Source organism: Fimbriimonadaceae bacterium, assembly GCA_019638775.1.
GTDB lineage: Bacteria > Armatimonadota > Fimbriimonadia > Fimbriimonadales > Fimbriimonadaceae > JAHBTD01.
Map to the genome: position 1 here is coordinate 1 of JAHBTD010000015.1, position 17,609 is coordinate 17,609.

The window sequence follows — 17,609 nt, forward strand, 5'->3', positions numbered from 1 at the left end:
ACGACGAAAGACCGCGACCGGTGTTCGTCCCCCGAACGTGCCTTTTTCGGCCTGATACTGCCGGCACACCCGCTCGAGATAGTCCTTCGTCACGATTGCCTTCAAACGATCGGTAAAGTCTTGCACATGACGGGCATGGTCAATGGCCGTCGAGGCCTCCATTAAATTGTCCATGATCGGATCGGCAATCGCCAGAATTTCGGCGTCGGATTTATTTTCCAGATCCATCAGAGCCTCTTAGTGATGTGGTCCGCCCTAGCCGAACTACCATCGCACACACGATGGGGAAACGGGATTAACGAATCTTCCTACCAGCTACTCAATGAGTAACGCGTACCTACCAGTCCCATGTGAGACTCGCTTCAACTCCATCAGGCGAAACCACAAAATACCGCCGCAGTGTAGTGCTCCCAAATGGCATCAAAGAGTTATCCCATACACCTCACCCCTTGTTATAGGAACTCATGGCTTCATTCCTATCTATTTGAAGCAGTCTCCTATAGTTCCCGCTTTCCCCCCTTCTTTCGCTATCGTGCCTGGTTTCAGTCTATTGTTATCTTGATAGGCAACAGCTTCGCGATACCGAGCGCGTTTCTGTGATGCATTGCTCCCGTGGCCGAAAAACCAACCGAGCTGTCGGGCATAATACCGCCCGAGCTCGCGATAGGCTCCAAAGAGAAAAGGAGAGGAGTTTGCCGTGATCCATTTCGTATCGTTCTGGGGAATATATGGACAACGATCGCTACCATTTATCCCATTGCCATTACTTGAATTCTGCATCAAAAAGCCAAGTAACTCGCAGCTCACAAAATCTTCGTATTTCCAACCTCCAACAGAATCAGCCTTGCGTTGTCCCAATTGCCCGCTATAAGGATATGGTTGCCCATCATATAGCGCCCGACAAGCTGGCACGGCTGAAGGGGCACATGCTTTAGAGTTTGATTCGTTTTTGCATGTATCATTTGTCTTAGCCAATATGTCCTTTATACCTTTGAGTGCCACACCTAATTTATTTCCTGACTTCACACTTGGGAAAGCGGGCTTGATGAGGAATAGGCGTTGGAAATGCGATCCAGGAGCTGGCTCATCATTCATACACGTATCATTCTTCGCATTATCTGTTATGCAACCCAATAGGATCGGGTGTTCCCAATGAAAAATGTCATAGCCTTGCTCGCTCTCTTTCTGATCGCAAAAATCGTTCAGGCGGTCCAGGGCGGGAAAGTAGACATAGAGGTGCGTTGCAGAACCATGCTCCCTCTCTAACCCACGCTTTAATCTACACACATCCTCCATCTTTCCGCTTCTGTCAGCAGAATGGTCCGAGAGAATAATGTCTGGGAGCTTACGTTGTATCAGCGCATAGGCACCTAGGTTTTCCGACTGTCCCCCATCTGATAGCCGAACATTGACGTACTTTTCGGCAGAATCGCCGGACCGCAAATGGAACAGATAAAATGGCCCAGGGATAACTTTATGAATAGCTCTTTGGAACCAATGAACCTGAAGGTTGGAAAGACTCACCCCCCAATTTAGGGTGGACGGATTGAGCATGATATTAACCCAAGGAGGATAAACTTTTTGCTGAGCGTCCAGGAAAGCCGCTGAAATCGTGACAGCCTGCCAGGGCATACGATCACCGATTACCGCCCGAGAATACCCGAACAGGCCTGACCCAGACCCGTAGGGCGAAAGCTCAAAACTTGTCATTTGAAAGGGCTTCTGGCCAGGATGTGCGAGCGCAGAAAAGAAGTCTCGATTTTCTCCAGCTGTCGCATTGATAATCCACAAAGGTATCGTTCCCTTTTCGTATTCCTCTCTAAGTTTGTCAAAGGTAAGGCTGGTGCGAACCCAATTCTCATCCCCTTGTAAGCGAAAACCTCCTACACAATAGTCGTTACGCTGTGCACAATCGGATGGAGTAGCTCCATAAGCCCTTAAAATGCCTTGCTGATACTGCAAGCGAGATGTTGAGAGGGGAAATTCCCAGTCGAATATCACATTCGGCACAAAGTTGACGGCAATTGAACCGAGGGTGAGCAGGACAGTACCGGCATATTCCACACCAACGCGGAGCTGATCTAGTGTCGTTTCCTTATAACCAAATGGCCGGCGCCAATTCCAAGCAAATACGTCCTGATAGCCCCGAAGATGATTCTGGTAGCGCACCGGGTCCTGCGAAAAGACCCCATTTTGATCTCTATCATAGTTCGTTTCAGGTGCGGGGCAAGGTCCTGACCAAGGTAGGTTAGAGTCATAGTTGTGACGAGACACGCCTTCCTTATGCGTGTCCGTGTCTAAGTATTTGTCTATATACTTTAGCGGTATACAATCGCGGAAAAACTGGCTGGCATAGTCACTCGAAGTTAGTGGCGCCACCACACCTTCATTATTCTCTTCCGGATTCAAGAGTCGCGAGAAGTACCATAGAGCCGCATATCCCCCTCCCGACACCGTAGATACGGCATCTACCTCCTCCATAATGCCCGCCTCGGTCAGACCTTGAAGCACACCTATGGAAAAATCGGCCGCCTTCGTCCCTCCGCCTGCTAGAGCAAGTCCAAGTTTTGGCTCACTGCCTTTGACTTGCTTGCGAACAGCAACGCCTTGATTAAGGTAGTCCTCTTTCTTTAATCCACCCGGAAGAGGCTGGATACCACAGCCACCAGACAAGATTCCGATGAATACTAGAACGGCTCCAATCTGAAGATTCGACAAGTTCATAGATTCGTTCCAGGGAATGGGTATGAAGTTCGCAGGAGTGAAGTCATCGGTTTCAGATGAGGCTACAGTTCACTTTCATATTTCCCCGCCAGTTCGACATCACTCTGAGAATCACATATTCCGGCCAATCGATCACCGAGCGCCCGCAGCATGTCGGCTTTCGTTGTCCAAACATGTATCTCCCTTCTAGGGAAGGCGATCCCATACAGCCCCTCTAGCTTCTTCCGAGAAGCATCATCGTCTTTCTTGGAGTATTCGGAGAGCTTCGCCTTGGCCTTTGCCTTCTTGTCCTTGAGCCCCTGGGATTCATCCACACACTGCCCAAATAGGGCCGCAACATTAGCTCCATCGCGGGCAAGGTTCTTTGCCGCAACACCTGTCGCGAAGACATTCTTAATTCTGCTCTCGTAAGCAAACCGTATGTCGAGGTCGGTCTTGGATATGGCTGAACCGGCGTTTTCTCCGGGGGCCGTTCGCGGAACCACCGCAATGATCCCCCGGTCGTACCCAAGGTTGACATCGACCGGCTTGACATCGGCCTGCGGAGCGATCTTGATCTGCGTTCCGACATGGGTATGTTCGGCATAGATCATTCCTTGGTAGGTGCATCCGGCGCTGAGAGCCAGCACCGCGACAAGGACAGTTTTTTCGAACATGGTCGTTCTCCGTTGGAATTTCGTTAGTCGTTCGGAACCGTCACCAGCGCTTTAATCGCCTGGGGCCGACAGGCCATCCTGGTCGCTGCGACACCCGTCGCGAAATAGGTATGCACTCGCGAGGCCTCGAACCATGCCACTTCGGCATTGAATGAGGAAATGACGGAAAGCGGCTCACTGCGGTCTAAGTCCTCGGCCGGGCAATCGGGATCCTCTCCCCTCGCCGCCTGAAAACTATCCATAAAATCCTTCTTGGCCTTCCTGACCTCCGCCTCAACGAAGGTCGCCTTTTCAAGTTCTGACTTACCTGAAGTCTGGGAGTTGGCTTCGGCAGTTGCTCTGGCTTCGGCACTCACCTTCTCCAACTTTTCCCGGAGCAGTTGTCGATCTGTTTCAATTTTCTTCTTCTCCTCATCACTTTTCCCGGCGTTAGCCTTGGGAATCAGCGTCATGATGGAACGTCGATATCCAAAATCCACCTCACCAGGAGTGCCATCCACTGCCGCCTTCGCCTTCAGGCCTATATGCGACTCTTCGACGAAATACAGGCGCTCATGAGATGAGCACCCGCTCAGCACCGTGACAAGCATCATTGTTATCAACTGAGGGATCACTTGTAACCTCCAGGTTCAGAGCTATACCGTGTGGCATGTAGATCATTTTCTGCAAAATCTATCTTCGTCGTGACTGACTCACTGACGGAAGGCCCGACGACGACTGCCGTGTGCTCATAGCCGATCATGAGTCCATTGGAAATCAGGCTGAAGCCTAATTCCGCGCCAATCACCCGCTTCACAAACAGCCCGGACTCGCTTGGAGCGGCATCCGTCACACAGAACATACCGTCCTCATTGCCGGTCGATTCTTCCGAGCGATGTGGTTGTACCGTGATAACCTTCCTATACCCAATCGATAGTCCTGGATCGTGCGACCCCACACGTACGTCCAGACCAATAGACTGCACCAACAGGACATGGGCATGTGGACTGTTGATCATGGAATACCGAATTGCGCCACCGTGCTGCACTACGCCATGCGCATCCTCCCAATGGACGGCCACGCAGCCGCCAAGGGACAACCCGATCAACAACAAGAACACCCAGCCGCGCACTTGCCCAGATTCCCCAAGCAGTCCATTCCAGGCTCGATCAGGATTGATGGCAGGCGAAACGAGCTGAGCTTCAATCACAAGTTTTGTTTTGTCGGCATGAAAGATTCCAAACTGCCACGGAGTCTTGCGCTAACACGACTGCAGGTGACCATTTTCACCCTTTTTGCATACCGTCCCAGGCAAGGCCAGTGAGCAAGCGAAATCATGGCTCCGCCTAACACGCACCCTTTTGAAGCGAAGCTTGTAGTCCATGTACGTACGTTTTCGCAATACGTACAAATGGCCCTACTGGCTAGCATAAATACCAGCATTTACCAGCTCCTAGGTCATCAGAAGATCGTCGATCCCCCGGTAGGCTGTGATAATATTGCGTGCATATGTGGAGCAGATTTGGCCATGGCCACTCCACCCGAACGTGCGGGCGATCCTCGCACAGAGTGGAGTACCAACAACGAGAACTGACATACAGCGTATTGACGTCAGGCTTTAGGATGAAGTGAAAATGATGCCAGCGTTCGCCCTGAAATAGGGCCAGCAGCATGTCGATGAGCGATTGCTATCTGGGACAAATATCGTGGTTGATACCCGCCGGCAAGTCCTGCTTGTCGAGTTGAAACTTCCGTTCACCCTGCGAGATCTTCACGTAATCTCATACTGCAATTTGGCAATCGAAGAGCACCTCGCCGCTCACGAACGCATGCTTGCCTGTCGTGCCCTGCGGATGCACTTTGAGTACCATGCTGTTCTCATCAATCACGACCGTGACTTCGGCACCCGCCTTCGGCATGACATGCCCATGCCGCTCCGAGCGATTCTTCTTGAGCAGATACGTGGTCCCGTTCGGCACCTTCACCACTACCTGTCCGCCTTTCTCCACCACCACTCCATGCAGCTCCTGCTGATGGCTCTTGACGGCAGACTGATCTGCCATCGCCACCTGTCCCGTCAGTATCGCACTATCAACGCGAGGATCCCCTGCCGCATGAATGTTCGCATCACCTGTCCCTCCTGTGAGTGTTGATCCTGAGCTTGGACCTATGACGCACCTGACAGGACTGGAAGAAACCGCTGGGCAGGTAGCCCAACAATGTGCGCCTCGCAGCCTTGACTGACTCTGAGTCCTTAGCCGCCCTGCCTCAGCTCCGAGTCACTTCGAGCCAGAAAAACTTGTCCTATTCCCTGGGCAGAGGTGTCGACGAACTAGCGAATCTGCCAAGTTTTCTGAACAAACGGCTGGCCTCGCCCACGACGGTCCCACCGCCATCGAACGGCCGTACACCCGACAAACCCGCCCGTTCATTCCCCCAACATATCTAAGCCGCACCCCGCAGTATCGGTGCTTCGCCTTGTGTTATCCTGAGTTCATCCACACACGGGAGGCTGAATCATGTTCCGCTCCCGCATAGGGCTGACCAGTGCCGCACTGCTCGCACTCTGGTGCTCCGCCTCGACATTCCCTGCGGTTCCGACCCTCGCGTCCACCACCATTTTCAGCTATATCAACGAGCAGGGCGTCCAGACTTTCACCAACGAACTGGACGCGGTGCCGGACCAGTACCGCGGGCAACTCACGCAGCGACGTTTCGAGACGGAGACCGTTCCTGATCGACCACCACCAGCCGTGGCCGCTGCTCCTCCGGTGCGTTCAGCCGATACACGCACCATCACTGCCGGCGGGGAATACCGCATGGGGGATCACGACAACCGCGCCGATGCCATCCGCCTGGCGACGGAATCCGCAAAGCAGGACGCGCTTGAGCAGGTGGCGACGTATGTCGAACGCATTACCGAAGTACGTGATATGAACATCACGCGGGATGATATCCGTAGCTTCACGGCGGGCATCGTGAAGGTGCTCGACCAGACGGTTTCCACCAGGCTGGAGCAAGACCACGTCGTCGTTCGTGTCGATCTCACCGCGGAAATCGATCCCCAGGAGGTCACGCAGGCGATCGCAGCCCTCCGGGAGAATGAGCAGGCCCGCCATGAACTGCTCGTACTTCGGGAAGAGACCGATCGATTGCAAGAACAGGTCGATGCCACCAACCGCGCGCTGGCCTCCGCCGCGACTCCTTCCGACGTGCAGCAATACACCGACCAGCGACAAGATATGCTCAACCAACTCCAGGCCAACGCCCTCCTGTCACAGGCCTGGACAAGTTGGACCTATCCCACCGTAGGCTTTTATTCTTATCCTTGGTTCGGCGCACCGGGCATTAACGGCCTCCTGCTCCAAGCGCAACGCCTCCATCCAGGCCATCGCCGCCTCCCACTTGCGCAACGGACGATCACGGCCTACGGCAACAGCACTCCACCGGCCCAAGCGCCGCTCCCCTCGCCGCCGCGCCCCTCACTGCTGGTGCCGCCCATGCCGCAGGCGTACCAGCACCAGGCTCCGCCGCTGCTTAACAGCCAGGGACAGCCGGCCAAGGTCGGGGATGTGGTGGTGGTTCCGACACCTCGATCCGTTCCGGTGGCGCCACAATACCGGCCGCAGCCGCCGCCCTATCACCTGCACCCCAACCACTTCTGGCGCCCCAGCCCGCCCAACATTCAGCGCCCCTCGCTGCCCTCTCGCCAGAGCCCGCCGGCCAGCATGGCCCCGCGTGTATCCGGTGGACCGATGAGCGGCGGCGGACGTTCGTACGGGGGCGGTGGCCACCGCAGCCGCTGACGCGCGCTGAGTGCCGTCTCAGATCCGCCATGACGTCGGCAGGGTCAGGCGTTGCCGGCCGCTCGGCATACACGTCCTCGAATAAGGCGCGGATCGCGAGTCGATTTCAGTTATAGTGAAGGCATGGCGTCCCGGTCTGCTCACCATACGAGCCATGGTTCACACCGCAGAAGCCGCGCTCGCCGCCGTGTCACCCTTTCGGCAGTCCGCCGTTTCGTGGCCTCTCGCTGGCGTACCCTTCGCGCCTTCCTCCGTGCCGTTGGAAACACGCACCCGGTTCTCCGCATCGTCATCATCCCGGGACTGCTCATGGGATGTTGGCTCGGGGCGAACTGGACCTATCATGCAGTCCAGAAACCGACTGAGATGTTGTTCCCGCTGGACAACACGTTAGACAAAAGCCCGCACGAAACCTGGCGACAGTACGGCTCACTCTTCCGGGAACATGCGACGCCATCCGTTGCGCCTGAGCTCCTCGCGGCGCTGGCGCAGGTGGAAGGCGCTGGAAATCCCGTCGCGCGAACCTATTGGCGGTGGCGCTGGTCATGGAATCCGTTCGAATGGTACCGTCCGGCCTCCAGCGCGGTGGGCATGTACCAGATGACCGATGGAACGTTCCGTGCCGCCAAACGCTATTGCGTTCACGATCATACCGTGGTGCAGGACGGTCCTTGGCACGATGTGCGCTCCTGCTGGTTCAACAGCCTTTACAGTCGCGTCTTGCCGAGCCATGCGATCGAACTGACGGCGGCCTCTCTCGATCGTGACATCGCCTCGGCTCTCACGGTTCGCCGTGGGACGCCCGCCGGCGCACGGCAGAGGCACGACCTCGCCGCACTGATCCATCTGTGCGGAGCCGGGGCCGGACGGGATTTTGCCGCCAGGGGATTCCGTCTCACGCCTCACCAGACATGCGGCGACCATGACGTGGCCACCTACCTCGGCCAGGTGCGGGGCTTGACGCAGCAATTCGCCAGATGGGCGAAGGGAGCAACCGGCCAGGTCACACTGGTGAAGGCCCACCGATCCGCTGACTAGGGACCTCCCTAGTGACTCACCGCGTGCATCTTGGACCAATGTGCTCTTCACCATGATCTGGCGATCCGCTGTAACCCGCTCACTGTGCAGGCTGATTTCAGTCGCGCTGCTGTTTGGGCCGACGGGTCCCTCGACAACCTTCGCAGAACCCCGGCCATTGACCGAACCCGAGCCGGACCATTCTGCTGAAGTGGTCGGACCGCCGGAAGCATTCAAACATACATCACCCGCCTCGCAGCTCGATTGGGACAGTGGCCGCGGGAAGAGCTATGTCATCCCCGCCGCCGGGATCCTGACGTACATCTTTCTCCTGAACCAATACGACCGTCATTTCGTCGAACCGCGGGACGAATATCGAACCGACGGCAGCACCATTCGTCAGCAGCTCACCGACTCGAAGTGGGTTATCGACAACGACCAATTCAAGGTCAACCAGTTCCTCCACCCCTACGGCGGCAGCGTGTATTACGGTTTAGCGCGATCCTCCGGCCTGTCGTTCTGGGAATCCTTCCTCTACAGCACGGCGGGCAGCTTCGCCTGGGAGATCGGTGGGGAGCGGACGAATCCTTCGATCAACGACATGATCACCACCCCGATCGGGGGCAGCTTTCTCGGAGAAGCCCTGTTTCGCATGGCCAGTCTGGTCTTAGAAGTGGACGATGGCCGGCCGGGCTTCGTGCGCGAAGTCGTTGCGGCCGCCATCTCGCCGCCCACCGGATTCAATCGTCTGATCTTCGGCCGTCGATTCGATGCCGTGTTTCCCAGCTACACGCCGGCCACGTTTTTCAGATTGGAAGCCGGCGGGACGCTGACGTCCAGCAGCCACAATGTCTCCTCAGGCGTGCGCGAACATGGCGCCGTGGGCGACCTGACGTTGACCTACGGCCTGCCCGGCAAACCGGGCTATCACTACGCGCGACCGTTGGACTATTTTGATTTTCACCTGACCGCCGTCACGGCCAACACCCTGGAGAGTCTCAATACGCGTGGGCTTCTGCTTGGAACCACGTATGCCTCGGGCGACCACACGCGCGGGCTCTGGGGCCTATTCGGCAGTTATGACTATATTTCGCCGCAGGTGTTCAGAGTGTCGAGCACGGCCCTCTCACTCGGCACTGTGTGGCAAACCTGGCTTTCCGAGCGCATCGCGCTACAAGGAACCGCACTCGGTGGAGTAGGGTATGGCGCGGCCGGGAGCATCCAACGACGAGAGGAACGGGACTACCACTATGGCCTGACGCCGCAGGCGCTGCTCGCCTTTCGGCTCATCTTCGGCAACCGGGCCATGATCGACTTCACCGGGCGAGAGTACTATGTCAGCCATGTACTGTCGCCGGAAGGCAACGGCCAGGAGAACATTCTACGTGGCGACGCGGCCTTCACCCTGCGGTTGTTCGACCGGCACGGCATCGCGCTGCGATACGCCGTGGCGCAACGGAACGCCGGCTATCCGAACGTCGAGTACCGCGACCAAACCGTCAGCACGGTCAGCTTGATGTATGTGCTCTTGGGAGCATCGGGATTCGGGGCGGTCGACTGGCGGTGAGCGGATGAGATGAGGCCTGCTCCTAGGAGAGTCCGTGCTGCTGGCGGCCGATGCCGCCGTCGTAGCGGTTGGTGGACTTGAACAGTTCGAACCGGCCGTCCCTCGCATACAAGGCCACGCGCGCGCGCACCCCTTCCATTTCGGCCACCGTCATGGGAGTGAAGCGACGGACAATGTCGAGGTTCTGCTTGAGGACCTGCGGCGAATCGATCCCGCTCACCAACGACGCGATCGGCAAACTCAACACATACCGAATGGCCTCTTGGGGCGTGACGATCCCCTGTTTGATCGGCTCCGCGTTGCCGGTCAGGCTCTTCATGCCGAGGGCGGCAATCCCGCGCTGTGCCAACACCGGCAACACCTCATGCTCGAAACTGCGGTAGGTGCCGTCGAACACATTCAACGGCATCTGGCAGGTATCGAACGGAAAGTCGTGTGACAGCATCTTGAGGTGGATGTTGGGGTGCTTGTGCCCGGTGAACCCGACGAACCGCACCTTCCCCTGCTGCTTCGCCTCCAGTAACGCATCGACCGCCCCGTGCGGGACGAAATGCCGATCGGGATCGTCTTCGTATACCACTTCGTGAATCTGCCAGAGATCGAGATAGTCGGTCTTCAAACGGCGGAGCGAGTCTTCCAGTTGCTGCATGGCAACCTTCTTATCCCGACCGTGGGAGCAGACCTTCGTCATCAGGAAGACCTGCTGCCGCTTTCCTTGCAGGCCCTTCCCCATCAATTCCTCGCTGCGTCCGCCGTGGTACTCCCATGCGTTGTCGAGGAACGTCATGCCGGCGTCGATGGCCTCGTGCAAAATGCGAATGGCCTCGGCCTCGTCCGGATTGCGCCCCCAATGCGCACCCCCGAAACACATCGCCGACACCTTCACGCCCGTTTTTCCGAGCGGGCGGAGCGGGATCTCGCCGGTGGCGGTTCCGGATGGTGCACCATCCGCGGCCAAGGCCCCGGCCAGCCGGCCGGGACCACCGAGGGCCATGAGAGAGCCGGCCAGACCCAGCCGCTTCAACAGCTGACGCCGATTGAGCGATGAGGACCAGAGGGTGTCGTCTGAGTGCGTGGGCGCCATGGGTGACCTGCCCTGTTAGAGGTGGAATCGTACGCTACGCGTCGGCTGCTCCGATGTCAAACCTACGGGATTGAACATGAATCAGCGCCGTCGCGCGGCCGCAAGCAACGCCGGCCGATCTATCTCCAACAGATCACCAATACACTCAATCGACAGGTCGGCGGCCGGAAAGGTCCGCAACGCCTCGGGATCGGTCGCATAATGCCCCTGACGCGGGAACACCGTCGTGACACGTTCTCCCCAATAGGCCTTCACCGCCGTGAGAATGCGTAACTTATCGTCGACCAGGACATAGTGGTCGGCCGGAAACCGCTGCTCCACATCGTCCAGTTCCCGCTCCTTGTGGATATAGATCAGGACGTTGCCCTCCACCGCCTCATACAATCCGGAGCGATCGATCTTGCGCGGCTGGAACACCACGTCGCCATCGGACAGGATGACCGGCCTGCTCCACTCCGCCGCATGTCGCACCACCGCGCAAGCCTGGGGAAACAACCGCTCGGCGAAGGGATAGTTCAGCAGAAATCGGGAGAGCGTGAGTAGATGCGGGTCGCGCGGATAGGCCTGCCGATACCGTTGCAACGCGCCGAGATAATCGACGTACCCCAGCTGTTCCCGCAATTCTTCGAAGATGGCCCAGTACTGCCGCTCCCCCCTGGTCCCGATTTCCTCATCTAAATGTTGCGTGAGGTCGGCCGCGATCCGGTCATTGTCCAGCAACGTATTGTCGACATCGAAGAGCACGACCACCGTTGGTTCCGCCATGGCGTCAGCGTCTTCCGCTCCATTTCCAGTTTTTGATCTCGGGCATGTCGGCCCCATGCAGCTCGATATATTGCTTGTGCTGCATGCGCTTGTCGCGCATCTCCTGCTTGAGATAGGCGGCGCGGGCACCGAGCTGCGGCACACGATCCACCACATCGGACACGAGATGAAACCGGTCGAGATCGTTCAGCACGACCATGTCGAACGGCGTGGTCGTCGTCCCCTCTTCCTTGTACCCACGGACATGCAGATTGTGATGGTTGGTCCGCCGGTAGGTCAGCCGATGGATCAGCCAGGGATAGCCGTGGAACGCGAAGATGATCGGCTTATCGGTCGTGAAGAGGGCATCGAATTCCTTATCCGACAACCCATGAGGATGCTCGCTGGCCGGCTGCAGCTTCATCAGATCGACCACATTCACGACACGCACCTTGAGGTTGGGCTGGGCGATGCGCAGAATCTCCACCGCCGCCAAGGTCTCCATGGTCGGCACATCCCCGCAACAGGCCATCACCACATCGGGATCGCTCCCCCGATCGTTACTCGCCCATTCCCAAATGCCGATCCCGGCGGTGCAGTGCAGCACGGCGGCGTCCATATCCAGCCACTGCGGCGCCGGCTGTTTGCCCGCCACGACGACGTTCACGCAGTCGCGGCTGCGCAGACACCGGTCTGTGATCGACAGCAGCGTATTCGCATCCGGCGGCAGATAGACACGAATGACTTCGGCCTTCTTATTCACCACATGGTCGATAAACCCCGGATCCTGGTGGCTGAATCCATTGTGGTCCTGCCGCCACACATGCGACGTGAGCAGATAGTTGAGCGAGGCGATCGGCCGACGCCAGGGAATCGCGAGCGAGGTTTTCAACCACTTCGCATGTTGATTGAACATGGAATCGACGATATGGATAAACGCTTCGTAACAGTTCATGAACCCGTGGCGGCCGGTCAACAGATAGCCTTCGAGCCAGCCCTGGCAGAGGTGCTCGCTGAGGATCTCCATCACGCGCCCGTCATGGGCCACATGTTCGTCGCTCTGGAGAATCTGCTCCGTCGAACAACGGTCGGACACCTCGAACACGGCGCCCCATCGGTTCGAGGCCGTCTCATCCGGGCCGAAGAGTCGGAAGTTGTGCGCATTCTGCTTCAGCACATCGCGGAGGAAGAGCCCCTGCACCCTGGTCGCTTCGGCTTCGTCCGCGCCGGGCTTCACCACCGGCACCGCATATTGCCGGAAGTCGGGCAAGTGGAGATCCCGCAGAATGCTGCCGCCGTTCGCGCAGGCAATCGCGCCCATACGGCGCTCCCCGGTCGGCGCGAGCGACGCCACCTCCGGCACCAGCTTGCCGGAGGCGTCGAACAATTCCTCCGGCTTGTAACTCTTCAACCACGCTTCCAGCTGCTCGACATGCCCAGGCTTGGCCATGTCGCCCATCGGCACTTGATGAGAGCGGAAGCTCCCCTCCGTCTGCTTGCCGTCCACTTCCTTGGGACCGGTCCAGCCCTTCGGCGATCGCAACACGATCATCGGCCAGCGTGGGCGGGTCGTAAACCCTTTCGTGCGAGCCTCCTGTTGAATACGCCCGATGGTCGCCACGATTTCATCCAACGTGGAGGCCATCAGTCGATGCATGGTCGCCGGATCGTCGCCTTCCACAAAAAACGGTTGGTGGCCGTACCCGATCAACAGCGACTCCAGTTCATCCGGCGGCATACGCGACAAGACGGTCGGCCCGGCGATCTTGTACCCGTTCAAATGGAGAATGGGCAGCACGGCGCCGTCATGCACGGGATTCAGAAACTTGTTTCCGTGCCAACTCCCGGCCAGCGGTCCGGTTTCCGCTTCCCCGTCGCCGATCACGCAGGCCACAAGCAACTCCGGGTGGTCGAACGCCGCGCCATAGGCATGGGCCAGGGAATACCCCAACTCGCCGCCTTCGTGTATCGAACCGGGCGTTTCCGGCGCGACATGGCTTGGAATGCCGCCGGGGAAGGAAAACTGTTTGAACAGCCGCTGCAGCCCGGCCTCATCCTGCGAAATGTTTGGATAGACCTCGCTATACGTCCCCTCGAGATAGACGTTTGCCACAAGACCGGGACCGCCGTGCCCGGGGCCCGCGATATACAGAACCGAGAGGTCCCGTTCCTTGATGATGCGATTGAGATGGGCGTAGATAAAATTCAGCCCCGGCGTCGTCCCCCAATGGCCGAGCAGGCGTGGCTTGATATGCTCTCGCTTCAACGGCTGCTTTAAGAGGGGATTGTCATACAGATAGATCTGGCCGACGGACAGATAGTTCGCCGCACGCCAATAGGCATGGATTCGCTCCACCATCTCGGGGCTGAGTGGCTGACTGACCGGCGTCGTCTGGTTCATGCGTTCCCCCCATTCACGTTCAAGTCATGCGTGATGAATGACTGCTGTGCGACCGCCGGCTCCTCGTGCGCGATCACTGGTCGGCGTACAGCGACAATAGCCGGCAGACTGAGCGGGCGATCTGACTTTCTTCATCCGTATGGATCACGCGCACGGTCACGCGGCTCTGGCTGCTCGAAATGATCGGGGCATGCGCTTGGTTGGCAGCGTGATCCAGATGGATCCCGAGAAACTCCAGGCCCTCGCACATCCGTGCTCGCACCACAGCTGAATGCTCGCCGATGCCGCCGCTGAAGACGAGTTGATCCACACCACCCAACGCCGCGGCATAGGCCCCGATATACTTTTTCCCCTGGTAACACAACAGGGCCACCGCATCAGCCGCACGCGTATCCTGGTTTTCGTGCGCGAGGAGATCGCGGAGATCGGAACTCAGTTCCGAGATCCCCAAGAGCCCGGACTCCGCATTCACCATGTGGTGAAATTGGTCCGCGGTCAGCCCTTCGGTCCTGGCCAGATACGACACGAGGCCGGGGTCGAGGTCGCCGGATCTGGTGCTCATCGGCAGACCGGAGGTGGGGGTAAAACCCATGCTCGTATCGATGCTGACGCCATTGCGTACGGCGGCCATGCTGGCGCCGTTACCCAGATGGGCGAGAATCACCCTGCCGCGAGCGGCCTCCCGGCCGGCCACCCGTTCCAGTTCCTCCATGAGAGAGGCGTAGGACAGGCCGTGGAATCCGTAGCGCCGCACTCCCTGCTTCGCATAGCGGCGCGGAATCGCCATCAATCGCGCGACCGGCGGCAGATGTTGATGAAACCCTGTGTCGAAGCAGGCCACCTGGGGCGCCTGCGGATACCGACCGGCCAACGCCTCGATCAGCGCAAGTTCCGCCGGAAGATGTTCGGGATCGTAGGGACTCAGTCGCCGTAACTCTTCGATCATCTCCGTCGACACCACATCAGGATCGGCATAGCGATTTCCCCCGTGGACCACCCGATGACCGATGGCCTGGATCCCCGTGCCCTTGCCGCTCTCCGTGAGATGGTCGATCAACAGCCGTGCGGCCTCCGTATGACTCGGCACCTGCGCGACGCAACGCGCTTGCCGTCCGGTGGCAGGGTCCGTCACCGTCACGATCCCGTCCGGCAACCCGATCCGCTCGATGTGGCCCGTGTCAGTCCGGATCGGCGGTGTGGCCACTCGAAACAGGGCCCATTTTACGCTGGAGGATCCGGCGTTGACGGTGAGCAACGCAGAAGCCTCGCGATCGGCTTGGGGCATGAGCGTCCTTTCTGCTCCTTTCACCATAGATCGACCACAGGATCAGCGCAACCGGAAAATCCTCGCCCTCTCGACTCCATTCAAACCAAGGTAGGTCTTCTGCACCGACGATCCAGGGAAGAGTGCTAGGTCCGGATCGATCGCGAACGCGGTATGCTGGACCATGCTCCCGGTGATCATTAGCCTCAGCCTGCTCGCCTTCCCTTGCATGATGCCGACGGGACTCGCGGCTGCGGCACCGGCCGCGGAAGCCGCCCTGCTTGGCGGCACGGTTGTCTCGATCGACCAGGAGACTCTGACGCTCACCATTCTGTTCCCTTCCGGAGAATCGCGTGCTCTTCCCGTGCGTGACGCTCGCCTCCTGCACGGCCTGAGTATCGGCGACCATGTCACGTTCGAGATCAACGGGGACAACCAGCTCGTCAAGATCACCAAGCTGCCCACTGACCCGGCCAACTGACCTCGCCGGGCTAGGGATCGGCAACAACCCTCGCCGACCGCAATTCTTGTATAATGCCGCGCTACAGCACGGTGCTCCACGACGTGCTCCACAGTGATTCAACGGGAGGCCTCATGAAACCGGGCACCGATCGCATGGTCGTGTTGGTGATAGTGTTTTTCGCCTCATGGTGGGCCTTTGTTCCCTTAAACGCCTGGCCGACTGAACCGGCCACCGATTCCGATCCCCCGACAGGACCGGCGCTGGAACGGATCATCGAGCGCTACATTCGGACACATCCTGAAGTCATCGAACAGTCCTTACAGGCGCTGGAGAACAAACGGGCGGCTGAGGAGCAAGAACGGCAGAAAGCCGCAATTGCGACCCACCAGCAAGAGTTGCTCAACGATCCGAACTCCCCGATCAGCGGAAACCGAACCGGGGACATCACCGTCGTGGAATTTTTCGATTATCGCTGCGGGTATTGCAAACGAGCGGCTTCCGCGCTGACCGAGCTGCAACAACGGGATACCGGCATCCGTGTCGTCTATAAAGACTTTCCGATTCTTGGCGAGACGTCCGAACTGGCCGCCAAAGCAGCGTTGGCCTCACATCTGCAAGGGAAACACCAGGCGTTTCATGAGGCTCTGCTGGCCACGAAAGAAGACCTTACCAAAGAGCAGCTGTTTCGCATCGCCGAATCGACGGGGTTGGATGTCGAGCGCCTGGACAGAGATCTCAACAGACCAGAGTGGCACACCGTGATCGATCGCAACCGGAATCTCGCGAAGCTCCTGGGTATCAGCGGGACACCGGCGTTTATCGTCGGCACGGAGTTGGTACCGGGTGCCATGGATTTGAAGATGCTGGAAAACCTGGTGGCTCAGGTACGCGGAAAGTAACGGCCCGTTATGTCCGTACGGCCAGGCACTGTGACGGCCTCGACAATCCCCGCCCGTGGCCCGACGCCTCCGACACAACGCGGTTTCCCCCGGCACAACTCCGGGGGGATGCCCATGGGCGCTCCCGCTGTCTAATGATGAGGACCGGCACTGCATCCAGACGGCAGCTCTCCCTTGAAGAAAGGCCGCCGGACGGCCGGAAATCCGCTCCGCCAGGAAGTTCAAGCTGCCACCCGTCGTATGCGTCTCGCCGTTCAAAAACGGCATCGGCGTCGTCCTGATGTGGTCGGAAATCGGGAACGAAATCGTCCTCCCCGCCTCCAAGGCCACCTCTACCGGCTGACCGGGCGAACTCCCCGCCGTCACAATGTTGATCGTATGCGGCACGCTGTCGTTCAACTGCACCATCAACTCTCGGAAGGCGCCGTTGACACCGTACCCCACCGGCTCGATGATCATCGCGCCGAATCCGCCGTGGCCCCAGGTAATCCGGCCCAACGCATGGTCGTACCAAAACACGGTGCCGACATCGGAGTCGACCCAGAACCGCTGCCGCACGAATTCGATCGTCACGATGGCGAGTGCACTACGGCCCTTGATGGGACGAATCGTCATCCCCACCCGAGCGGCGACATTCCAAACAACCGGCGGCAGACAACGCCACCGTCCCGACAGCCGGCCGACGATCACGACAGGGGAGGAACCTCCTTTGGTTCGCCCGTTGAACGGGCCGTGAACAGTGGCTGATCCCGGACAAGCATTGCCGCGCGCGACCGGCGAACCCGGGCACGATGAAGCAGCCATAAGGCGCCACCCGACAGGCTCATCAGGAAAATGGGCACACCCGGAATATTCAACAGGGTTTTCTCAAACCCGAAGAAATTCAGTTGATGCAACTGCATCACGACAAAATGCACCCGCCGCCACCGACCTTCGTCTTCGAGGATCTCCCCTGTCTGTCGATCCAACACAATCTCCGTGGCATCGGCATCATTGAATCGCACG

The 17,609-nt window shown here is 58.5% G+C and carries 16 protein-coding genes; 5 read left to right on the forward strand and 11 right to left on the reverse strand.

From position 1 onward, the window contains the following. The 6 genes from KF784_17360 to KF784_17385 all read right to left on the reverse strand — a co-directional run. Positions 1–228, reverse strand: a 228-nt coding sequence (locus tag KF784_17360) for a hypothetical protein (protein MBX3120830.1), incomplete at its 3' end; no start/stop codon positions are given. Positions 229–480: 252 nt separating this feature from the next. Continuing rightward, a complete protein-coding gene (locus KF784_17365; GenBank protein MBX3120831.1) occupies positions 481–2,724 on the reverse strand; it encodes a patatin-like phospholipase family protein in 2,244 nt (747 codons plus the stop codon). 62 nt (positions 2,725–2,786) lie between these two features. Beyond that, entirely contained in the window at positions 2,787–3,380 is a 594-nt protein-coding gene (locus tag KF784_17370) for a hypothetical protein (GenBank protein MBX3120832.1), read from the reverse strand. A gap of 23 nt (positions 3,381–3,403) precedes the next feature. Next, positions 3,404–3,973, reverse strand: coding sequence for a hypothetical protein (locus KF784_17375; GenBank protein ID MBX3120833.1), 570 nt, complete (start codon positions 3,971–3,973; stop codon positions 3,404–3,406). Positions 3,974–3,990: 17 nt separating this feature from the next. Beyond that, positions 3,991–4,569, reverse strand: coding sequence for a hypothetical protein (locus KF784_17380; protein MBX3120834.1), 579 nt, complete (start codon positions 4,567–4,569; stop codon positions 3,991–3,993). Between the two features lie 571 nt (positions 4,570–5,140). Then, positions 5,141–5,422, reverse strand: coding sequence for a hypothetical protein (locus KF784_17385; GenBank protein MBX3120835.1), 282 nt, complete (start codon positions 5,420–5,422; stop codon positions 5,141–5,143). A 456-nt stretch (positions 5,423–5,878) separates the two neighbouring features. On the opposite strand from KF784_17385, the gene KF784_17390 reads away from it, so the two are divergent. From KF784_17390 to KF784_17400, 3 genes are all read left to right on the forward strand, one after another. Continuing rightward, entirely contained in the window at positions 5,879–7,165 is a 1,287-nt protein-coding gene (locus KF784_17390; GenBank protein MBX3120836.1) for a hypothetical protein, read from the forward strand. Positions 7,166–7,288: 123 nt separating this feature from the next. Further along, a complete protein-coding gene (locus KF784_17395; protein MBX3120837.1) occupies positions 7,289–8,203 on the forward strand; it encodes a transglycosylase SLT domain-containing protein in 915 nt (304 codons plus the stop codon). Between the two features lie 157 nt (positions 8,204–8,360). Next, positions 8,361–9,749, forward strand: a complete 1,389-nt coding sequence (locus KF784_17400; GenBank protein MBX3120838.1) for a DUF3943 domain-containing protein — start codon at positions 8,361–8,363, stop codon at positions 9,747–9,749. Positions 9,750–9,771: 22 nt separating this feature from the next. Here the strand turns inward: KF784_17400 and KF784_17405 are convergent, their stop codons facing one another. The 4 genes from KF784_17405 to KF784_17420 all read right to left on the reverse strand — a co-directional run bounded on the left by KF784_17405 (position 9,772) and on the right by KF784_17420 (position 15,263). Next, positions 9,772–10,833, reverse strand: a complete 1,062-nt coding sequence (locus tag KF784_17405) for an aldo/keto reductase (protein MBX3120839.1) — start codon at positions 10,831–10,833, stop codon at positions 9,772–9,774. 81 nt (positions 10,834–10,914) lie between these two features. Then, positions 10,915–11,598 (reverse strand): hypothetical protein, encoded by a 684-nt coding sequence (locus KF784_17410; protein MBX3120840.1) that lies wholly within the window; start codon positions 11,596–11,598, stop codon positions 10,915–10,917. A gap of 4 nt (positions 11,599–11,602) precedes the next feature. Then, positions 11,603–13,978 carry a phosphoketolase family protein gene (locus tag KF784_17415; GenBank protein MBX3120841.1) on the reverse strand — a complete coding sequence of 792 codons (2,376 nt, stop codon included), beginning with the start codon at positions 13,976–13,978 and terminating at the stop codon, positions 11,603–11,605. 73 nt (positions 13,979–14,051) lie between these two features. Continuing rightward, positions 14,052–15,263 carry an acetate/propionate family kinase gene (locus KF784_17420; GenBank protein ID MBX3120842.1) on the reverse strand — a complete coding sequence of 404 codons (1,212 nt, stop codon included), beginning with the start codon at positions 15,261–15,263 and terminating at the stop codon, positions 14,052–14,054. 163 nt (positions 15,264–15,426) lie between these two features. On the opposite strand from KF784_17420, the gene KF784_17425 reads away from it, so the two are divergent. After that, on the forward strand, positions 15,427–15,723 hold the full coding sequence (locus tag KF784_17425) for a hypothetical protein (GenBank protein MBX3120843.1): 297 nt from the start codon (positions 15,427–15,429) through the stop codon (positions 15,721–15,723). Positions 15,724–15,836: 113 nt separating this feature from the next. Next, positions 15,837–16,604, forward strand: coding sequence for a DsbA family protein (locus KF784_17430; protein MBX3120844.1), 768 nt, complete (start codon positions 15,837–15,839; stop codon positions 16,602–16,604). A 686-nt stretch (positions 16,605–17,290) separates the two neighbouring features. On the opposite strand, the gene KF784_17435 is transcribed toward KF784_17430, so the two are convergent. Beyond that, positions 17,291–17,609: hypothetical protein (locus KF784_17435; GenBank protein MBX3120845.1), on the reverse strand; the 319-nt coding region annotated here is incomplete at its 5' end.

What these genes read in the sequence shown, in the direction of transcription:
- KF784_17365 (MBX3120831.1), bottom strand. Translation starts at nt 2,724, where the DNA reads ATGAACTTGTCGAATCTTCAGATTGGAGCCGTTCTAGTATTCATCGGA.
- KF784_17370 (MBX3120832.1), bottom strand. Translation starts at nt 3,380, where the DNA reads ATGTTCGAAAAAACTGTCCTTGTCGCGGTGCTGGCTCTCAGCGCCGGA.
- KF784_17375 (MBX3120833.1), bottom strand. Translation starts at nt 3,973, where the DNA reads ATGATGCTTGTCACGGTGCTGAGCGGGTGCTCATCTCATGAGCGCCTG.
- KF784_17385 (MBX3120835.1), bottom strand. Translation starts at nt 5,422, where the DNA reads ATGGCAGATCAGTCTGCCGTCAAGAGCCATCAGCAGGAGCTGCATGGA.
- KF784_17390 (MBX3120836.1), top strand. Translation starts at nt 5,879, where the DNA reads ATGTTCCGCTCCCGCATAGGGCTGACCAGTGCCGCACTGCTCGCACTC.
- KF784_17395 (MBX3120837.1), top strand. Translation starts at nt 7,289, where the DNA reads ATGGCGTCCCGGTCTGCTCACCATACGAGCCATGGTTCACACCGCAGA.
- KF784_17405 (MBX3120839.1), bottom strand. Translation starts at nt 10,833, where the DNA reads ATGGCGCCCACGCACTCAGACGACACCCTCTGGTCCTCATCGCTCAAT.
- KF784_17410 (MBX3120840.1), bottom strand. Translation starts at nt 11,598, where the DNA reads ATGGCGGAACCAACGGTGGTCGTGCTCTTCGATGTCGACAATACGTTG.
- KF784_17415 (MBX3120841.1), bottom strand. Translation starts at nt 13,978, where the DNA reads ATGAACCAGACGACGCCGGTCAGTCAGCCACTCAGCCCCGAGATGGTG.
- KF784_17420 (MBX3120842.1), bottom strand. Translation starts at nt 15,263, where the DNA reads ATGCCCCAAGCCGATCGCGAGGCTTCTGCGTTGCTCACCGTCAACGCC.
- KF784_17425 (MBX3120843.1), top strand. Translation starts at nt 15,427, where the DNA reads ATGCTCCCGGTGATCATTAGCCTCAGCCTGCTCGCCTTCCCTTGCATG.
- KF784_17430 (MBX3120844.1), top strand. Translation starts at nt 15,837, where the DNA reads ATGAAACCGGGCACCGATCGCATGGTCGTGTTGGTGATAGTGTTTTTC.